Below are 15079 nucleotides of genomic sequence, written 5' to 3'. Positions count from 1 at the left end.
CAAACGGATTGCGCTTGGATTACTAATTTGTAATGGGAGCGCCGCGCAGAACGGCCTAGGCTATGCGCCTGTGCTGGAGGAAAAGATGCGCATTCTGGTGGTCGAAGACGAAGTAAAAACCGCGGATTACTTGAGCAAAGGCTTAGGTGAGTCGGGGTATCGCGTGGACGTTGCCCTGAATGGTCTGGATGGCCAGCACCTGGTGCAGGAACATGAGTTCGACCTGATCATTCTTGATGTCATGTTGCCCGGTTTGGATGGCTGGCAGCTGCTGCAGATCATTCGGCGCAAGCTGCAAACACCGGTACTTTTTCTCACTGCGCGTGATGCGGTGGAGGACCGTGTCAAAGGGCTGGAGCTGGGCGCTGATGATTACTTGGTCAAACCCTTCTCTTACGCCGAGTTACTGGCTCGGGTTCGTACCTTGCTGCGTCGTGGGCCGCCGCGTGAGGTTGAGCAGTTTCAAGTGGCTGATCTGCATCTAGACCTGTTACGGCGCAAAGTCACCCGCAATGGTGAACGCGTGACCCTGACCAACAAGGAGTTCTCTCTGCTGCACTTGCTGCTCAGCCGTGAGGGGGAGGTGTTGTCGCGTACCTTGATTGCTTCGCATGTCTGGCAGATGAATTTCGACAGTGACACCAATGTGGTCGATGTGGCCATCCGCCGCCTGCGCGCCAAGGTCGACGACCCATACCAGCTTAAGCTGATCCACACTGTGCGCGGCATGGGGTACATGCTTGAGGCGCAGTCATGAGACTGTGGCCGCGCGCGTTGAGCGTGCGCCTCGCCGTGATGTTCGCCTTGGTCAGCACGTTGTTATTGGGCCTAATTGGTTTTTCCCTGTACCAATCGCTGCAGCGTGAAATTGCCTGGCGCGATGATCAGGCATTGCTTGGCCGGCTGGAGCGCATGCAGGCCTTGCTTGACGACAGCCAGAGCATTGAGGCCCTGCGCAGCAGACCGCAGCTCTATGAAAACATGCTGGGTAATCGCGATAGTTTGCTGTGGATTATCGATGACGCCGGGCAGCGGCTGATCGAGATCAACCCAACCTTGATGCCGCTGCCCGTGTTGCCAGCTGCCGAGCGAGCCACCCTAGGCGATAGCCCAAGCACTGAACCTTTGCGCCTGGCCTGGTTGGATGTCACCCGAGGCGATCGTCGCCTAACCCTGATTGCCGGAAAGTTGCTCAGCGAGCGTGAGCAGATGCTAGCGGCGTATCGCCTCAAACTCTGGTTGGCCTTATCGGTTGGCGCATTCTTAGCGTTTGGGTTCGGCTGGCTGGTCAGCCTGCGTGGTTTGCAGCCGGTGCGACAGCTGGCAATGCGCGCCGCTGCCATTGACGTGCAGCACCTACACCTGCGCCTGGATGAGTTTAAAGATGTCAGCGAATTGCAGGCGCTCAGCAAGGCGTTAAACCTGATGCTCGCGCGTCTTGAAGATGGCTTTGCCCAGCTCTCGCGCTTTTCAGAAGACCTCGCCCATGAGATGCGCACTCCGCTGAGTAACCTAATGGGGCACGCGCAGCAAACCCTTGCACGTCCACGTTCAGTGGATGAATACCAGAACTTGCTGGTTTCCAATCTTGAGGAGTACGACCGATTGGCGCGAATGATCGACAGTATGTTGTTTCTCGCGCGTACCGAGCAGGCTGATGCTTCGATCAACCGGCAACTGGTTGACCTGCACGAATTGGTCGAACAGCTCTGCGAGTACTTCGATGGCACAGCACAGGAGTGCAACATCGAGTTGATTAACAAGGGCAGTGGCACTTTAGTCGCCGACCCGCAGTTAGTCCGTCGCGCCTTGGCTAACCTGTTGGCGAATGCGCTGCGTTACGGCATACCTGACAGTGCTGTCACCATCAGCAGCAGTTTGTGCGATGGAGTCGTTGAGATCAGCGTGCACAACTTCGGTGAACCCATTGCCGCCGAACACCTGTCGCGTCTGTTTGAACGCTTTTATCGCTGCGACCCCTCGCGTAACCAGCCCGATGATTCGGGTGGCCTGGGCTTGGCCATTGTGCGTTCGATCATGCATGCCCATGGCGGTCAGGTTCGTGTTACCAGCGCCCAGGCGGGCACGCGCTTCAGTCTGCTATTTCCGCTGGATAGTGCTTAAGCCACCCAGTAAAAAGCCCCGAAATCTGGTTAGAAGTCGGGGCTTTATGTTTTGAGTTCTTGTGGGGACTTTGATTTTTAGGGCTTAAACGTTCTCTACAGCAAACGCTGAAGTGATTGGCTCTAGCGCACTACTCGGCAGCTTGTGCGGCGCTTCGATACGTTCTTTTAGCTTTTCGGTGAACTCGACAGCTGAAGCCTGATCCTTGAAGTTAAGCTTTATAGCCCCGGTGTTTACTAACCATTTCTCGCCGTCTTCTATCACCATCTTTGAAATCGAGATTTCCATGCCAGTTCCTCTCGCGAATTGAATCGAACCGTGAGTTTTAGGCAAAAAAGACCAACAAACGTCGGTCAAATCTTAATTTAGGAGGAGCACCTGATGAGCATCAGATGACTCCATATTCTCTGCAGATTGTTGCACGCGTGTGACGAGTTCAGGTCCATTCGTCTGCGGCTCGTTCTCTGCAACCAATCCGTAATAATTGTCTACTACCTTGCCGTCTTCACTCGAGGGCAAGATTTTGAACCGCAACGCACGCAAAACGTTAACTATCATTGCTGAACACAACGAAGACGCAGCCATTGCACTCATGCGCGCTGCAGAACGTACAGGCGATCAAGTCCTTCGGCAGCAGATGCTCAGGGTTATTCATCAGCTGAACGAGGATGCACTTGACCTCAGATCCATCCGTGACGATTCCATGTCGTCATCTCGTAAGCTTGCTTGATCAGCCAGCCTTTAAGGCTCGTGCCCTGCGCCTGCAGGAACGCCCGCTATCGTTCCTTTCTCATGCCCAGGTAACCGAGCTGCTGCAGACTTTGACACTTACCTGAACTGCGAAATTTGGCGCTGATCGCTCGCGTCTGTCTGGCTACTGGTGCACGTTGGGGGGAGGCTCAAGGGCTTGCACCTGAAAGGGTGAAAAACGGTGCTGTGACCTTCGCCAACAGCAAGTCGCGCCGGACTCGTAGCATCCCTATTTATCCAGACCTTGAAAGTACGTTTCTGGACTACTTCAAGGCCCAAGGTCCGTTCCCGAACTGTATCCGGCATTTCAGCCGTGTTCTGGACTCCACCTCGATCAAGCTTCCTGATGGCCAGGCTGAGCATGTGCTTCGCCATACCTTCGCTTATCACTTCGTCATCACTGGCGGGAACATCCTGGCCCTGCAGAAGGTGTTTGGTCATGCGTCCGTCACCATGACCATGCGCTATGCACATCTGGCACAGGATCACCTGCAGGAAGCTTTGCGCTGCAATCCAATCTTCGATACTTTCTCGACGCCGACCTAGGCCAGAAAGCAAAAAGCCCCGAAATCTTTTTAGAAATCAGGGCTTTATAACTGCGATTTGGAGCGGGCGATGGGAATCGAACCCACAGCTCTAGCTTGGGAAGCTAGGGTATTACCACTATACGACGCCCGCAGCGGGTGCCTTTATACCGGAAGTCTTGGCCGAAATGAAGCCTGCAGCGCGGCTATCTGTGGCTGGGCGTTGCAGGCTTGGGGCATAGCGGTGGTTCATACGGCTATCGCGTGGTGCAGGTCGTGCTGTGGACGGTTGCTGGAACTGATGCGTGCCGGGGCCTGCAGGAACTTGAGCATGACGGACTGACTCTGCAGCCAGGCTTTCTTGTGCTCCATGTCGAGAAAGTGCCCGGTGTTGTCGATAGTGGCGAACTGGCAGTCACTCAGGTACTCAGCAAACAGGCGCACGTCATCCGGAGAGGTGTATTCATCGTGCTCACCGTTGATAAACAGGAGCGGGATGTCGATGGCCGCCAGGCATTCCATCTGGCAGTGGTTGTCCATATGCACCACCTGGTTGATGTGCGCGTGCAACTGCAGGTACTCGTGGCTGTCGAGGCTGCTGATATGGCGATGGTTGTAGCGCTTGAACAGGGAGGGTAGGTATTTGCCGATGGTGCTGTTGACCAGCTGGCCGACCTTTTCGCCGTCGATGGCATTCAGGTAGGTCATGCCTTTTTCCAGGTAGTCGAGCATCGGTGCGTTAAGCAACGGCGAGAAGGAGGTGATCACCGCCTTTTCGATACGCGCCGGGCGTTGCGCCAGAGCGAGCATGGCGGCGACGCCACCCCAGGAGAACGACAGCAGGTAGTCGACCTGAAACTGTTCGATCAGCTCCAACAGGATGGTGGCTTCATCTTCCTTGCTGATCGGCCGGCTATGGCTGTTGTGCGGCTTGGACTGGCCGGCGTAGGGCTGATCGTAAAGCACCACATTGAACTGTGGTTGCAGGTACTTGATGGTTTGCGCAAAGGCGGCGGTGGTGGCCAGCGAGCCGTTGATCAGGATGATGGTCTTGCGCGCGCTGGGGTTGGCATAGAACTCCGTGTGTACCTTGAACGTCCTGTGTATATCGACGACAGCGGTGGCTGGCTTCATGTCGTTTCCTCCTGGCGCAAAAATGGGCATGACAAAACGGCGGTGCCGTTAAGCCGGGCTAAGCAGGACAGTCAGGAAAGCGCCTGGACGTGACAGCAAGATGTCAGGCTGGAGGATTTTATAAGTTATTTATTTTCAATCAGTTAGGGCTGAAATAGAGCATCCGTCCACGACCTTTTGGCAGGTGTGGAGTGGCGTCTTTGACCAGGCAGGAACCCATTTCGCGCAGTGCGCAAGTAACCGATGGAATGCTTAGATGGCTTGCGTGACCGTTCAGTCACGATAAGACCTTATGGTTTGATTTAAGCAGCCGCGTTCCTGCTGGCGCAAGTGAATATTGGGATATCGAACAACCGTTTGTCGGTTAGCTAGCTAAGTATGTGACTTGAGCGCGGGCTGGCTTAGAAACAGGCGATTTCCGCTGTCGTCAGGGCGCGGTACTGACCGGGGGCTAAGTGCGGGTCGAGTTGGATGGCGCCCATGCTCAGACGGTGCAGGCCGATGACCTTGTTCTGGAAGTGGCCAAACATGCGCTTGACCTGATGGTAGCGGCCTTCGTGCAGGGTCAGCAGGGCGCTGTGGCTATCGAGAATGACCAGTTCGGCGGGCAGGGTGGTGAGGTCTTCATAGGCGAAGTACAGGCCGCGGGTGAACACCTCGATGTATTCGGGCATTATCGGCTGTTCGGTCTCGACGCGGTAGACCTTGCCCAGCCGGCTGAGCGGCTCGGTGAGGCGGCGTGACCATTGGCCATCGTTGGTGATAATCAGCAGGCCGCTGGTATTCAGGTCCAGGCGGCCGGCCAGGTGCAGATCGACTTTATCCGGTTCATCAAGCAAATCCAGCACGGTGCGGTGTTGCTCATGCGCGGTGGCGCTGACCACGCCGATGGGTTTGTGCAGCATGAAATAACGTGCGGCTTTGCCGGCTTGCAGCGGCTCGTTATCGACTTCGACACGACTGAACTGGCTGACTTCGCACAGGCCATCGCAAACCACAGCGCCGTCCACTTGCACGCGGCCGCTGGCCAGCAGTTGGCGGGCGGCTTGGCGATTGAGCTGGGGCAGGTTGCTGAGAAAGCGATCGAGGCGCATGGCTAGTTGTTTGCTGGCGGGGTTTCAGGTGGCAAGCCCTGAGCGCAGCGTGGGCACAGGCAGCTGCGGTTGCGCTGCTCGGGCGGCAGCTTGGCCAACTGCGCGGCATCGACCGGCACGCTAAAACACCAGCACGCGGTCACCGGTGCATCGGCGCCAGCCTGGGCGCATTGGTTAAGCTGCCCACAGCAGGGGCAGCGGTTGGTGTCATCACTCACGCGATTTCTTCACACAGGCGGTTGCGGCCGCCCTGTTTGGCCCGGTACAGGGCGCGGTCGGCGCGGGTGATCAGCTGCTCCAGGGATTCATCGGCATGCAATTGCGCCAGGCCGATGCTGGTGGTGATGCGCAGCTGCGCGCCGTTGAAGCTGATGCTGCTTTGCTCGGTTTGCTGGCGGATCTTCTCGCCCAGCTCGCGGGCCTGCTCGGGCGTGGTGTCCTTGAGCAGCAGAATAAATTCCTCGCCACCCCAGCGGCAGATGATGTCGGACTGACGCAGGGTGCTGCGTAGGTCGCTGGCAAAGCGACGCAGCACTTCATCACCGGCCATATGGCCATGGCTGTCGTTAAGTTGTTTGAAGTTGTCCAGGTCGAGCATCAGGGCGCACAGCGCGCTTGGGCTGCGCCGGGCTTCCTGTACGGCTTGATTGGCTAGCAGGTCGAAGCCACGGCGGTTGGGCAGCTCGGTCAGCAGGTCGGTGGTGGCCAGGGCGCTGATGCGTCGTTGATAGCGGCGTAGCACCAGGCTGACCAGGCTGATGACGATCACGGTGACCACCAGGCAGATCAGCAGGTTGAGGTACAGCGATTTGCGGATGCCCGCGACCGCGCCGTCCTCATGCTTGTCGACAAACAGGTACCAGTTCAGCTCAGGGATAAAGCGCACATTGAGGAAGTGGTCGCGGCCGTGTTCTTGATACTCGAAGTCGCCGCTTTGCGGGTGTGGCAGCTTGGCCTGCAGTTCTTCCAGGCCGGGGATTTCACTGAGCGACTGGCCAACTCGCGCGCCCATCGGCCCGCCGTTGGCGCCGGTGAGCACCAGCCGACCATTGGTGTCGACGAAGAACACACTGCGTTCATAGCGCTGCTGGTAGGTGTCGATCAGTTTGACCACCGCATCCACGGTCAGGCCGACGCCGGTGGCGCCGATAAAGCGCTGCTGGTAATCGAACACCTTGTAATTGATAAACACGGTCATGCGGTCGTCGTTGGCCATGTCGACGTCGACATTGATCTCGTATGGGGTCTGCATGTCACGCACGCGGAAATACCAGTCATCGCGTGGCTCGTCTTCCTGCACCTTCTTGAGCACGCCTTTGGCCTGGTAGTAGGTGTGGGTTTTCTCGGATACGAAGAAGCTGGTGACCGTGGCGTAATGCTCCTGCACTTCACGCAGGTAGCGGGTGATCTGCTCAGGATCCTTCTCGCCGCTCAACACCCAGTCACGCACGTAGGTGTCGCGGGACATCATCGAGGAAATCAGGATGGGCCGAACCAGGTCCTTCTGGATTTCCGAGTAGACGTTGTCCGAGGTCAGCGGCAGTTCGGTGTTGATGATGCCGGCGCGGATCGAATCCAGAGCGGTGTAGTAACTGGCCAGGGAGGTGGCGAGAAAGCCACAACCGAGCAGAACCAGCAGCAGCGCAATCAAGGACCATTGGCGGGTCAGCGGGGACGGATGAGGCATGCAAGGCTCTGCTGGTTAAATAATCGCCGCATTGTAGCGTTCGGCAACCGCCCGCGCTGCTGAAACATTGGCTCCTGGCTGATTTGCCAGCAGCCATGGTGCTTGCTGCGCCAGGCCTTGAGGACTAAGGTGGCGGCGACCAGACCGTTGAAAAAACGTTGGCGAGGCAGCCAGCGCAAGGCAAAAACAGGCGAGAAGCGGAGTTTACGAGCTGTAAATGAGCATTTGAGCCTGTTTTTAACGCCGCGATGGCAACGTAGGTAGTTTTTCAACATCTGGTACACGAAGAGTCTCCTTGGTGACCCGTACGCTGCTCGTACGCCTTGCTGATCTGCCCCTGACCGCAGTCCTTTCAGCACACCGAGTCCCCATGCCCAGCGCGCCTGCCAGCTATCGCATCAAATATTCCACCCTGAGCATCGGGCTGGAGGATTTTCACTTGTGTTCCCTGCGCGACAAACAGCAGTTCGCTGACCTCGACGGCCTGGCGGAAAAAGCTGGAATCTCCTCGGCCACCTGGTCGCTGTTCGGTCAACTCTGGCCGGCCGGTGAAGTGCTTGCGCAAACCCTGAGCGGTATGGCAGTTGAAGGGCTGCGCATTCTTGAGCTGGGCTGCGGCCTGGGGCTGACCAGCCTGGTGTTGCAGCGCCTGGGTGCGGATATCACCGCCAGCGACTATCACCCGCTGGCGGGCGAGTTTCTGCTGCGCAATGCCGCGCTTAATCAACTGGAACCGGTGCCTTATCAGAGCTGCGACTGGGCTGAGGACTATCAGCAGCTGGGCCTGTTTGATCTGGTGATCGGCAGCGATCTGCTTTACGAGCGCGACCATCCCAGCCTGCTGGCCGGGTTTATCGACCGCCATTGCAACAGCCACGCGGCGGTGCTGATTGTCGACCCTGGCCGCGGCAACAGTGCGCGGTTTTCCCGGCATATGCTGGGGCACGGATACCTGCAGCTGGCCGATAGCCTGAACCTGCTGGATAACCCGGATGCGCCGTTTAAAGGGCGCATCCTCAGTTACCGGCGTTAGCCCTTACACTTCCTCTAGAACCACCACGCGCTGGCCCGCACGCACGGGTGAGCCGGGTTGCACGCGCACTTCGCGCACCACGCCATCGCGCGGGGCGAGCAGGGGGATTTCCATCTTCATCGACTCCAGTATCACCAGCACATCGCCAGCTTTAACCAGGTCGCCTTCACTCACCTGAACTTGCCATAGGTTGCCGGCGATATGGCTGTCGATGCTGTGCAGGCCGGCGCCGAGCGGGGCGTCTTCGCCGAGATCGGCGGCCACTTCCTCGCTCTCGTAGTGCGCCTGGCCCGATTCGATCCAGCGCTGGCGTTCGGCGTCGAAGGCGGCGCGCTGCTGGGTGCGGAAGGCGTCGATGCCTTCAGCCTCGCGGTCGAGAAAGGTCTGGTAATCAGCCAGGGCCAATTCACTGTGCTCGATACGCAAGTCATAGCGGCCCAGGGGGAAGTCACGACGGATACGCAGCAGCTCGTCTGCTGAGACCGGGTAGAAGCGGATCTGGTCGAAGAAGCGCAGCAGCCAGGGCTTGCCGTCGAACGCGGCCACTTCGCGGTAGCGGTTCCACATCTGCAGGGTACGGCCGACGAACTGGTAGCCACCGGGGCCTTCCATGCCGTACACGCACATATAGGCGCCGCCGATGCCTACCGAGTTTTCTGCGGTCCAGGTGCGCGCCGGGTTGTACTTGGTGGTGACCAGGCGATGGCGTGGGTCCAGCGGGGTGGCCACCGGCGCACCGAGGTAGACGTCGCCCAGGCCCATCACCAGATAGCTGGCTTCAAAGACCGTTCTGTACACCTCATCGAGATTCGGCAGGTCGTTAATGCGGCGAATAAACTCCAGGTTGCTCGGGCACCAGGGCGCATCCTTGCGCACCGTAGTCATGTATTTGTCGATGGCCAGCTGGCAGGCCGGGTCATCCCAGGACAGTGGCAGATGGACGATCCGCGAGGGCACACGCAGGTCCTGCGCGGCGCACACGGCGTCCCATTCGCCGGCGACGATGCCGAGCAGATCGGCAAGTGCCAGGGTTTCCGGCTGGTAATGCACCTGCAATGAGCGAATGCCCGGAGTGAGGTCGATCACCCCCACCAGCTGCTTGGCCTCCAGCGCCTGCATCAGCGCATGGCCACGGAAACGCAGCACCAGATCCAGCTCCGCCGCGCCGATCTCCAGCAGCAGGTGGGTATCGCCAGACAGGCGCGCGACCAGGCGTTTATCGGCTTGGCCTATATCGAGCACGATGGGGCTTTGTAGCTCGGATGCACTCGGGGAACTCGGCGGCATATCGGCCCCGGATTGCAGCCGGGCTACCAGGTCACTTGTTTCTGCATTGCTGGCCTTGGCCAATTTTCGCGCGGTGGCGATATCCACCGGCGCAAAGCGCACCTTGTCGCCTGCTTTCAGCTGCCCCAGCTGCCAAAGGTCCGCCTCAATAATCGTCACCGGGCAAACAAAGCCGCCCAAGCTCGGGCCGTCCGGGCCGAGGATCACCGGCATATCGCCGGTAAAGTCTACCGCGCCGATGGCGTAGGGGTTGTCGTGGATATTCGAGGGGTGCAGGCCGGCTTCGCCGCCGCTGTCGCGCACCCACTCAGGCTTAGGCCCGATCAGGCGCACGCCGGTGCGGCTGGAGTTGAAGTGTACTTCCCAGTCGGTGGCGAAGAAGGTCTGGATGTAGCCTTCGGTGAAGTATTCCGGCGCGCCGTGCGGGCCGTAGATCACCCGGATTTCGCGCACTGCGGGCAGGGCGCTGCACAGATCGGCGGGCAGCTGTGCACCGGCTTGGCGGTCGGTCAGTGCCGGGATATGCAGCACATCACCGGCTCTCAGGGCGCGGCCGCCGTGGCCGCCGAACTGGCCGAGGGTAAAGGTGCTTTTGCTGCCGAGGTAATCCGGCACCTGCACACCGCCGCGCAGGCTTAGATAGCTACGTGCTCCCGCGCCGGCAATGGTGCCAAGGCTCAAGGTGCTGCCAGCTTTGATCAGCAGCGCGGTATTCAGTGGCTGCTCAATACCATCGACGCTTAGCGGGATTAGTGCGCCAGTGACCGCCACCACTGCGTCGGTGTTAAAGCGCAGGGTCGGGCCGCTCATGGTGATTTCCAGGCCGGCGGCATCCGTCGTGTTGCCCAGCAGACGGTTGCCCAGGCGCAGGGCACGACTGTCCATCGGCCCGGATGGCGGTACGCCGACGGCCCAGTAGCCGAGGCGGCCGGGGAAGTCCTGCACGGTGGTCTGGGTGCCGGCGCTTAACACTTCAAAGGTCGTGGCTTGGTAATTCAAATTTTCCAGGCAGCGGGTCCAGGGGTTGCCGCTGGCGAACGGTGCGTCAGTGAGGATTTGCCGCAGGTACTGGCTATTGGTTTCCACGCCGTACAGCAGGGTATCGGCCAGAGCCTGACCGAGGGCGGCGCTGGCCGCATCGCGACTATCGGCCCAGGTGATGACCTTGGCGATCATCGGGTCGAAGTAGGGCGGGATCTCGCAGCCGGCTTCGACCCAGGTGTCGATGCGCAGGCTCTTACCGTCGGCCGCAGGGAATTGCACGGCGGTAAGCAGGCCGGGGCTTGGCTGGAAGTCGCGGCCCGGGTCTTCGGCGTACAGGCGCGCTTGAATGGCATGGCCGCTGGGCTTCAAACCTTTCGCAAGTTCGCTTAATGGCGCCAGATCGCCAGCCGCCAGTTCGATCATCCAGCGCACCAGGTCGACGCCCCATACCTGTTCGGTAACGCCATGCTCGACTTGCAGGCGGGTGTTCACCTCAAGGAAATAGAAACGCGCTGCCTCGCTGTCGTAGACAAATTCCACTGTGCCTGCGCTGCGATAGCTGACCGCCTTGGCCAGCTTGATCGCTGCGGCGCACAGCTCATCAGTCATGCCGACCGGCAGGTTGGGTGCCGGGGTTTCTTCCAGCACCTTCTGGTTGCGCCGCTGCACCGAGCAGTCGCGCACGCCGAGGGCCAGCACTTCGCCGCTGCCGTCGCCAAACACCTGCACTTCCAGATGGCGGGCGCGCTGGATGTATTTTTCGATAAACACGCCGCTGTCGCTGAAGTTGTTCTGCCCCAGGCGTTTGACCGCCTCGAAGGCGTCACTCAGCTCGGCGGCGCTGTTGCATACGCGCATACCGATGCCGCCGCCGCCAGCGGTGCTTTTCAGCATCACCGGGTAGCCGACCTGCTCGCCTGCGACCAACGCGGCGTCGAGGTTTTCCAGTAATTCGGTGCCTTCAAGCATCGGTACGCCGTGCTGTTTGGCCAGGGCGCGGGCGGTGTGTTTAAGGCCGAATACTCGCAGCTGCTCCGGCGTTGGGCCGACAAAGGCGATCCCGGCGGCTTCGCAGGCTTCGGCGAAGGCGGCGTTTTCCGAGAGAAAACCGTAACCGGGGTGGATGGCGGTGGCACCGCTCTGCTTGGCCACGGCGAGAATCTTCTCGACCACCAGGTAGGTGTTGGCTGCCGGGCCTCCGCCCAGGCTGTGGGCTTCGTCGGCCTGTTGGATATGCAGGCTGGCGGCGTCTGCTTCGGAGTAGACGGCCACGCCCTGTACATCAAGGGCGCGTAGCGTACGCAGGATGCGGCAGGCGATGGCGCCACGGTTGGCGATCAGCAGTTTGTTGAACATTCGAGGTGTCCTCGAAGGGGCGGGCCGTCCCGCGGTATTCGGTCTGCACCACGGTCGTCCGTGGTTGAAAGGCGTTTACTCGCTCTTCGCTCAGGGGCGAAGGGCGGCCATCAATCCCACACCAGCACCTCAGCCGGAGTAGGGTTGTAGCCATTGCATGGGTTGTTCAGTTGCGGGCAGTTGGAGATCAGTACGATCACGTCCATATGCGCCTTGAGTTCGACGTATTTGCCGGCGGCGGAGATGCCGTCTTCAAAGGTCAGGCCGCCTTCGGGGGTGACCGGCACGTTCATAAAGAAGTTGATGTTGGCGCTGATGTCGGCCTTGTTCAGACGGCCGTCGTGCAGGCTCGCGCGCAGAAAGTTGTCGCGGCAGCTGTGCATATAGCGCTTGTCCAGGGCGTAGCGAACGGTGTTGCTTTCCTGGGCGCAGGCACCGCCGAGGGTGTCGTGACGGCCGCAGGTGTCGGCGCTGATGGTCAGCATCGGTTGGCCCAGGTTGGAATACAGCACGCTGCCGGTGGTCAGGTACACGCGGTTCTGTTTACGCAGGGTGCGTTGCACGTCATAGCGCTCGCGCGGGTTGGCGGCGCTGTAGAACAGCGTATCGACCGCCTGGTTGCCTTCCAGGTCGAGCAGGCGCAGGGTCTGGCCGGCTTTTACTTCGAAGAGAAAGGGTTCGCCAGCGGCGATGGTGGCGCGGTACACCGCAGCTTCCGGGTGCTTGTCGCTTGAGATAAGAGTCATGCTGGCCGGCCTCAGATATACAGACGTTCGGTGTTATGGAAACCACGCTGGTTTTCCGGGCGCGAGGTGCGGCACAGCACGCTGATGCCGTCGCTTTCGACCTTGTGCCAGCTCAGTTGCAGCGGCTTGGGCGCATACACAGGGTTGGGGTCCATGGGGTGTTGCAGGGCGGTGAGCACCACCAGGGTGTCCATCGGCGCGTACAGCTCGATGTAGTCGCCGGCCTTGGAGTTGCCCGGCTGGAAGTGGAAGCAGCCGTCGCTGTCGACCGTCACCTTGCTGAACAGGTTGAGGCACATCAGCAGGTCTTGCAGATTGAGGTTCCACTTGCCCATTTCCACCAGCAGGTTGTCCACGCCGTTGCGGAAGAAGCCGTTGCGTAGTTGCTGATAGTTGCCGCTGCCGTACTTCTCCTGAACTTCCTCGGCGTTGAGTACGCCGCCGAAGCTGTCATGCCAGCCGCAGGTATCGGCGGTGATGGCAGCGAGCACGCGACCCATATCCGAATACAGGCAGTGGCCGGCGGTGAGCTTGGCGGTGTGCTGGCATTTGAGGCTGTCGGGCAGGTTTAGCCGTTCGCTTTTCTCCGCAGCATTGAGTAGTAGCAGGCTTGCATTGGCGCCGCCTTGCAGGTCGGTAATGCGCAGCAATTGGCCGCGCTTGAGCACAAAGGAGGTATGCCCGCCGCCGGGAACGAGTTCCTCGTAGAGCGTGGGGCGCAGGCTTAATGAGGCAGTCATTGGGTGCTCCTACAGGGCCGGTTGCAGATTGCCGGCGATATGCGCGGGCAACGCTTCGACGGCGGCGCGGGTGGCGCGGCGGTCACTGTTGAGGGGGATGTCGTAGGTGATGCGCGCGCCAAAGGCGTTCGGCGCATGCGGGTCGACACGCACCTTGTCGAACACCAGCAGGCGGGTGCCGAGGCTGAAGCCCTCGCTCAGGTCATGGGTGACCATAAATACGGTGAGCTTGGTTTCGTGCCACAGCTCCAGCAGCAGGCCGTGCATGTCCTTGCGGATGCCGGGGTCGAGGGCGCCGAAGGGCTCGTCGAGCAGCAGCACGCGCGGCTTCATGATCAGCGCCTGGGCGATGGCCAGGCGTTGCTGCATGCCGCCGGAGAGCTGGCTGGGGTATTTGTCCAGGGCGTGGCCGAGGCCGACCTTGTGCAGAATCACCGCTGCCTGTTCGCGGGCTTCGCGCTTGGCGGCGCCAAACAGTCGGCCGAGCAATTTCGAGCGCGGCAACTCCAGACCGATGGCGACGTTGTCCAGCACACTCAGGTGCGGGAACACCGAGTAGCGCTGAAATACCACGCCACGGCTGCTATCGGGCTCGGCAGCCAGCGGCTCACCACCGAGCAGAATCTCGCCCCGGCTGGCGCGCTCCTGGCCGAGCAGCAGGCGCAGAAAGGTCGATTTACCGCAGCCGGAAGCGCCGACCAGGGTGCAGAACTCGCCTTCGCTGATGCTCAGATTCAAGCGCTCCAGCACCACCTGATCGCCGTATTCCTGCCAGACGTTTTTCACTTCGATAAAGGCGCTCATGCTTTCGCTCCCTCGTACCAGGGGAAGCACAGGCGGGTGGTCTGGCGCAGGCCCAGGTCCATCAGCCAGGCGAGCAGGGTGATCCACACCACGTAAGGCAGAATCACGTCCATCGCCATATAGCGACGCACGAGGAAGATGCGGTAACCCAGGCCGTCGGTGGCGGCGATAGCTTCGGCGGCAATCAGAAATAGCCAGGCTGAGCCAAGTACCAGACGCAGGGCGATTAGTAGGCGCGGTAGCAGTTGCGGCAACACCACGCGCAGGATCAGGGTCCAGGTGCTGGCACCGAGGGTTTGCGCCTTGATCAGGATTTCTTGAGGAATTTCGCGGGCGCGCTGTTCCAAATCACGGGCAAGGATCGGGGTGATGCCGATGACGATCAACATCACCTTGGACAACTCGCCGAGGCCGAAGACGATAAACAGGATGGGCAGGATCGCCAGTGGCGGCACCATCGACAGCACCGTCAGCAGCGGCGACAACGGCGCGCCGAACAGCGGAATGATGCCCGCCGCGATACCCAGGCACAGCCCAGCGAGGGCGGCAATGCCGATGCCCATGGCCAGGCGTGTCAGGCTGGCGGCGCTGTCCTGCCAGAACAGGTAGTTGCCGCTGCGCTTGTCCTCGCTAAAGGCCAGGCGATCAACCGCCGCGGCCATCTGACTGGCACTGGGCAGCAGTTTGTCGTTGGGGTTATCAGCCAGCCGCTGCGCCGAGCCTGCGAAATAGGCGAACAGCAGCAGGGCGAAGGGCAGCAGGATCAGCAGCAAGCGACCGCTGCGATCCGGGTGGCGGTTGATCAGGCGCATAGAG

The 15079-nt window shown here is 60.2% G+C and carries 15 protein-coding genes and 1 tRNA gene; 4 read left to right on the top strand and 12 right to left on the bottom strand.

Going from position 1 to position 15079, the window contains the following annotated elements:
- Positions 1–85 precede the first annotated feature (85 nt).
- Complete coding sequence (locus tag ALTER154_RS14470) at positions 86–757, top strand: heavy metal response regulator transcription factor (RefSeq protein ID WP_090251882.1); 672 nt, start codon at positions 86–88, stop codon at positions 755–757.
- Positions 754–2124: a heavy metal sensor histidine kinase gene (locus ALTER154_RS14465; protein WP_160088068.1), complete on the top strand. Its 1371-nt coding sequence runs from the start codon at positions 754–756 to the stop codon at positions 2122–2124. The genes ALTER154_RS14470 and ALTER154_RS14465 overlap by 4 nt, the downstream gene beginning before the upstream one ends.
- A gap of 84 nt (positions 2125–2208) precedes the next feature.
- Here ALTER154_RS14465 and ALTER154_RS14460 read toward each other — a convergent pair whose 3' ends face one another.
- Positions 2209–2412: a hypothetical protein gene (locus ALTER154_RS14460; protein WP_160088066.1), complete on the bottom strand. Its 204-nt coding sequence runs from the start codon at positions 2410–2412 to the stop codon at positions 2209–2211.
- 558 nt (positions 2413–2970) lie between these two features.
- Between ALTER154_RS14460 and ALTER154_RS14455 the strand changes: the two genes are divergently transcribed.
- Positions 2971–3420: a tyrosine-type recombinase/integrase gene (locus ALTER154_RS14455; RefSeq protein ID WP_256665639.1), complete on the top strand. Its 450-nt coding sequence runs from the start codon at positions 2971–2973 to the stop codon at positions 3418–3420.
- Between the two features lie 58 nt (positions 3421–3478).
- Here ALTER154_RS14455 and ALTER154_RS14450 read toward each other — a convergent pair.
- The 6 genes from ALTER154_RS14450 to ALTER154_RS14425 all read right to left on the bottom strand — a co-directional run bounded on the left by ALTER154_RS14450 (position 3479) and on the right by ALTER154_RS14425 (position 7597).
- A tRNA-Gly gene (locus ALTER154_RS14450) sits at positions 3479–3552 on the bottom strand.
- 95 nt (positions 3553–3647) lie between these two features.
- Positions 3648–4532, bottom strand: a complete 885-nt coding sequence (locus tag ALTER154_RS14445) for an alpha/beta fold hydrolase (RefSeq protein WP_160088064.1) — start codon at positions 4530–4532, stop codon at positions 3648–3650.
- Positions 4533–4933: 401 nt separating this feature from the next.
- Entirely contained in the window at positions 4934–5626 is a 693-nt protein-coding gene (locus ALTER154_RS14440; protein ID WP_160088062.1) for a pseudouridine synthase, read from the bottom strand.
- Positions 5627–5628: 2 nt separating this feature from the next.
- Positions 5629–5844 (bottom strand): cysteine-rich CWC family protein, encoded by a 216-nt coding sequence (locus tag ALTER154_RS14435; RefSeq protein ID WP_160088060.1) that lies wholly within the window; start codon positions 5842–5844, stop codon positions 5629–5631.
- Entirely contained in the window at positions 5841–7313 is a 1473-nt protein-coding gene (locus tag ALTER154_RS14430) for a sensor domain-containing diguanylate cyclase (protein WP_160088058.1), read from the bottom strand. The genes ALTER154_RS14435 and ALTER154_RS14430 overlap by 4 nt, the downstream gene beginning before the upstream one ends.
- Positions 7292–7597, bottom strand: coding sequence for a hypothetical protein (locus tag ALTER154_RS14425; protein ID WP_160088056.1), 306 nt, complete (start codon positions 7595–7597; stop codon positions 7292–7294). Before ALTER154_RS14425 ends, ALTER154_RS14430 begins: the two co-directional genes overlap by 22 nt.
- A gap of 86 nt (positions 7598–7683) precedes the next feature.
- Here ALTER154_RS14425 and ALTER154_RS14420 point away from each other — a divergent pair, with 86 nt between their 5' ends.
- A complete protein-coding gene (locus ALTER154_RS14420) occupies positions 7684–8346 on the top strand; it encodes a methyltransferase (protein WP_160088054.1) in 663 nt (220 codons plus the stop codon).
- A 3-nt stretch (positions 8347–8349) separates the two neighbouring features.
- Here ALTER154_RS14420 and uca read toward each other — a convergent pair whose 3' ends face one another.
- The 5 genes from uca to ALTER154_RS14395 form a co-directional block, all read right to left on the bottom strand.
- Positions 8350–11973, bottom strand: a complete 3624-nt coding sequence (gene uca / locus ALTER154_RS14415) for an urea carboxylase (RefSeq protein ID WP_160088052.1) — start codon at positions 11971–11973, stop codon at positions 8350–8352.
- Between the two features lie 110 nt (positions 11974–12083).
- The gene (locus ALTER154_RS14410; RefSeq protein WP_160088050.1) at positions 12084–12719 is read right to left on the bottom strand and encodes an urea amidolyase associated protein UAAP2; all 636 of its coding nucleotides are present in this window, start codon (positions 12717–12719) and stop codon (positions 12084–12086) included.
- A gap of 11 nt (positions 12720–12730) precedes the next feature.
- Positions 12731–13459, bottom strand: coding sequence for an urea amidolyase associated protein UAAP1 (locus tag ALTER154_RS14405; RefSeq protein WP_160088048.1), 729 nt, complete (start codon positions 13457–13459; stop codon positions 12731–12733).
- Positions 13460–13468: 9 nt separating this feature from the next.
- A complete protein-coding gene (locus ALTER154_RS14400; protein ID WP_160088046.1) occupies positions 13469–14263 on the bottom strand; it encodes an ABC transporter ATP-binding protein in 795 nt (264 codons plus the stop codon).
- Positions 14260–15075: an ABC transporter permease gene (locus ALTER154_RS14395; RefSeq protein ID WP_160088044.1), complete on the bottom strand. Its 816-nt coding sequence runs from the start codon at positions 15073–15075 to the stop codon at positions 14260–14262. Before ALTER154_RS14395 ends, ALTER154_RS14400 begins: the two co-directional genes overlap by 4 nt.
- Between the last annotated feature and the right edge of the window lie 4 nt (positions 15076–15079).

This window comes from Pseudomonas sp. 9AZ (assembly GCF_902506525.1).
GTDB lineage: Bacteria > Pseudomonadota > Gammaproteobacteria > Pseudomonadales > Pseudomonadaceae > Aquipseudomonas > Aquipseudomonas peli.
This window is presented reverse-complemented; position numbering and strand designations above follow the sequence as displayed.

Excerpts from the sequence above, each read along its gene's own strand:
- ALTER154_RS14470 (WP_090251882.1), top strand. The coding sequence starts at position 86 with ATGCGCATTCTGGTGGTCGAAGACGAAGTAAAAACCGCGGATTACTTG.
- ALTER154_RS14430 (WP_160088058.1), bottom strand. The coding sequence starts at position 7,313 with ATGCCTCATCCGTCCCCGCTGACCCGCCAATGGTCCTTGATTGCGCTG.
- ALTER154_RS14465 (WP_160088068.1), top strand. The coding sequence starts at position 754 with ATGAGACTGTGGCCGCGCGCGTTGAGCGTGCGCCTCGCCGTGATGTTC.
- ALTER154_RS14400 (WP_160088046.1), bottom strand. The coding sequence starts at position 14,263 with ATGAGCGCCTTTATCGAAGTGAAAAACGTCTGGCAGGAATACGGCGAT.
- ALTER154_RS14420 (WP_160088054.1), top strand. The coding sequence starts at position 7,684 with ATGCCCAGCGCGCCTGCCAGCTATCGCATCAAATATTCCACCCTGAGC.
- ALTER154_RS14460 (WP_160088066.1), bottom strand. The coding sequence starts at position 2,412 with ATGGAAATCTCGATTTCAAAGATGGTGATAGAAGACGGCGAGAAATGG.
- ALTER154_RS14440 (WP_160088062.1), bottom strand. The coding sequence starts at position 5,626 with ATGCGCCTCGATCGCTTTCTCAGCAACCTGCCCCAGCTCAATCGCCAA.
- ALTER154_RS14405 (WP_160088048.1), bottom strand. The coding sequence starts at position 13,459 with ATGACTGCCTCATTAAGCCTGCGCCCCACGCTCTACGAGGAACTCGTT.
- ALTER154_RS14395 (WP_160088044.1), bottom strand. The coding sequence starts at position 15,075 with ATGCGCCTGATCAACCGCCACCCGGATCGCAGCGGTCGCTTGCTGCTG.
- ALTER154_RS14445 (WP_160088064.1), bottom strand. The coding sequence starts at position 4,532 with ATGAAGCCAGCCACCGCTGTCGTCGATATACACAGGACGTTCAAGGTA.
- ALTER154_RS14410 (WP_160088050.1), bottom strand. The coding sequence starts at position 12,719 with ATGACTCTTATCTCAAGCGACAAGCACCCGGAAGCTGCGGTGTACCGC.
- uca (WP_160088052.1), bottom strand. The coding sequence starts at position 11,973 with ATGTTCAACAAACTGCTGATCGCCAACCGTGGCGCCATCGCCTGCCGC.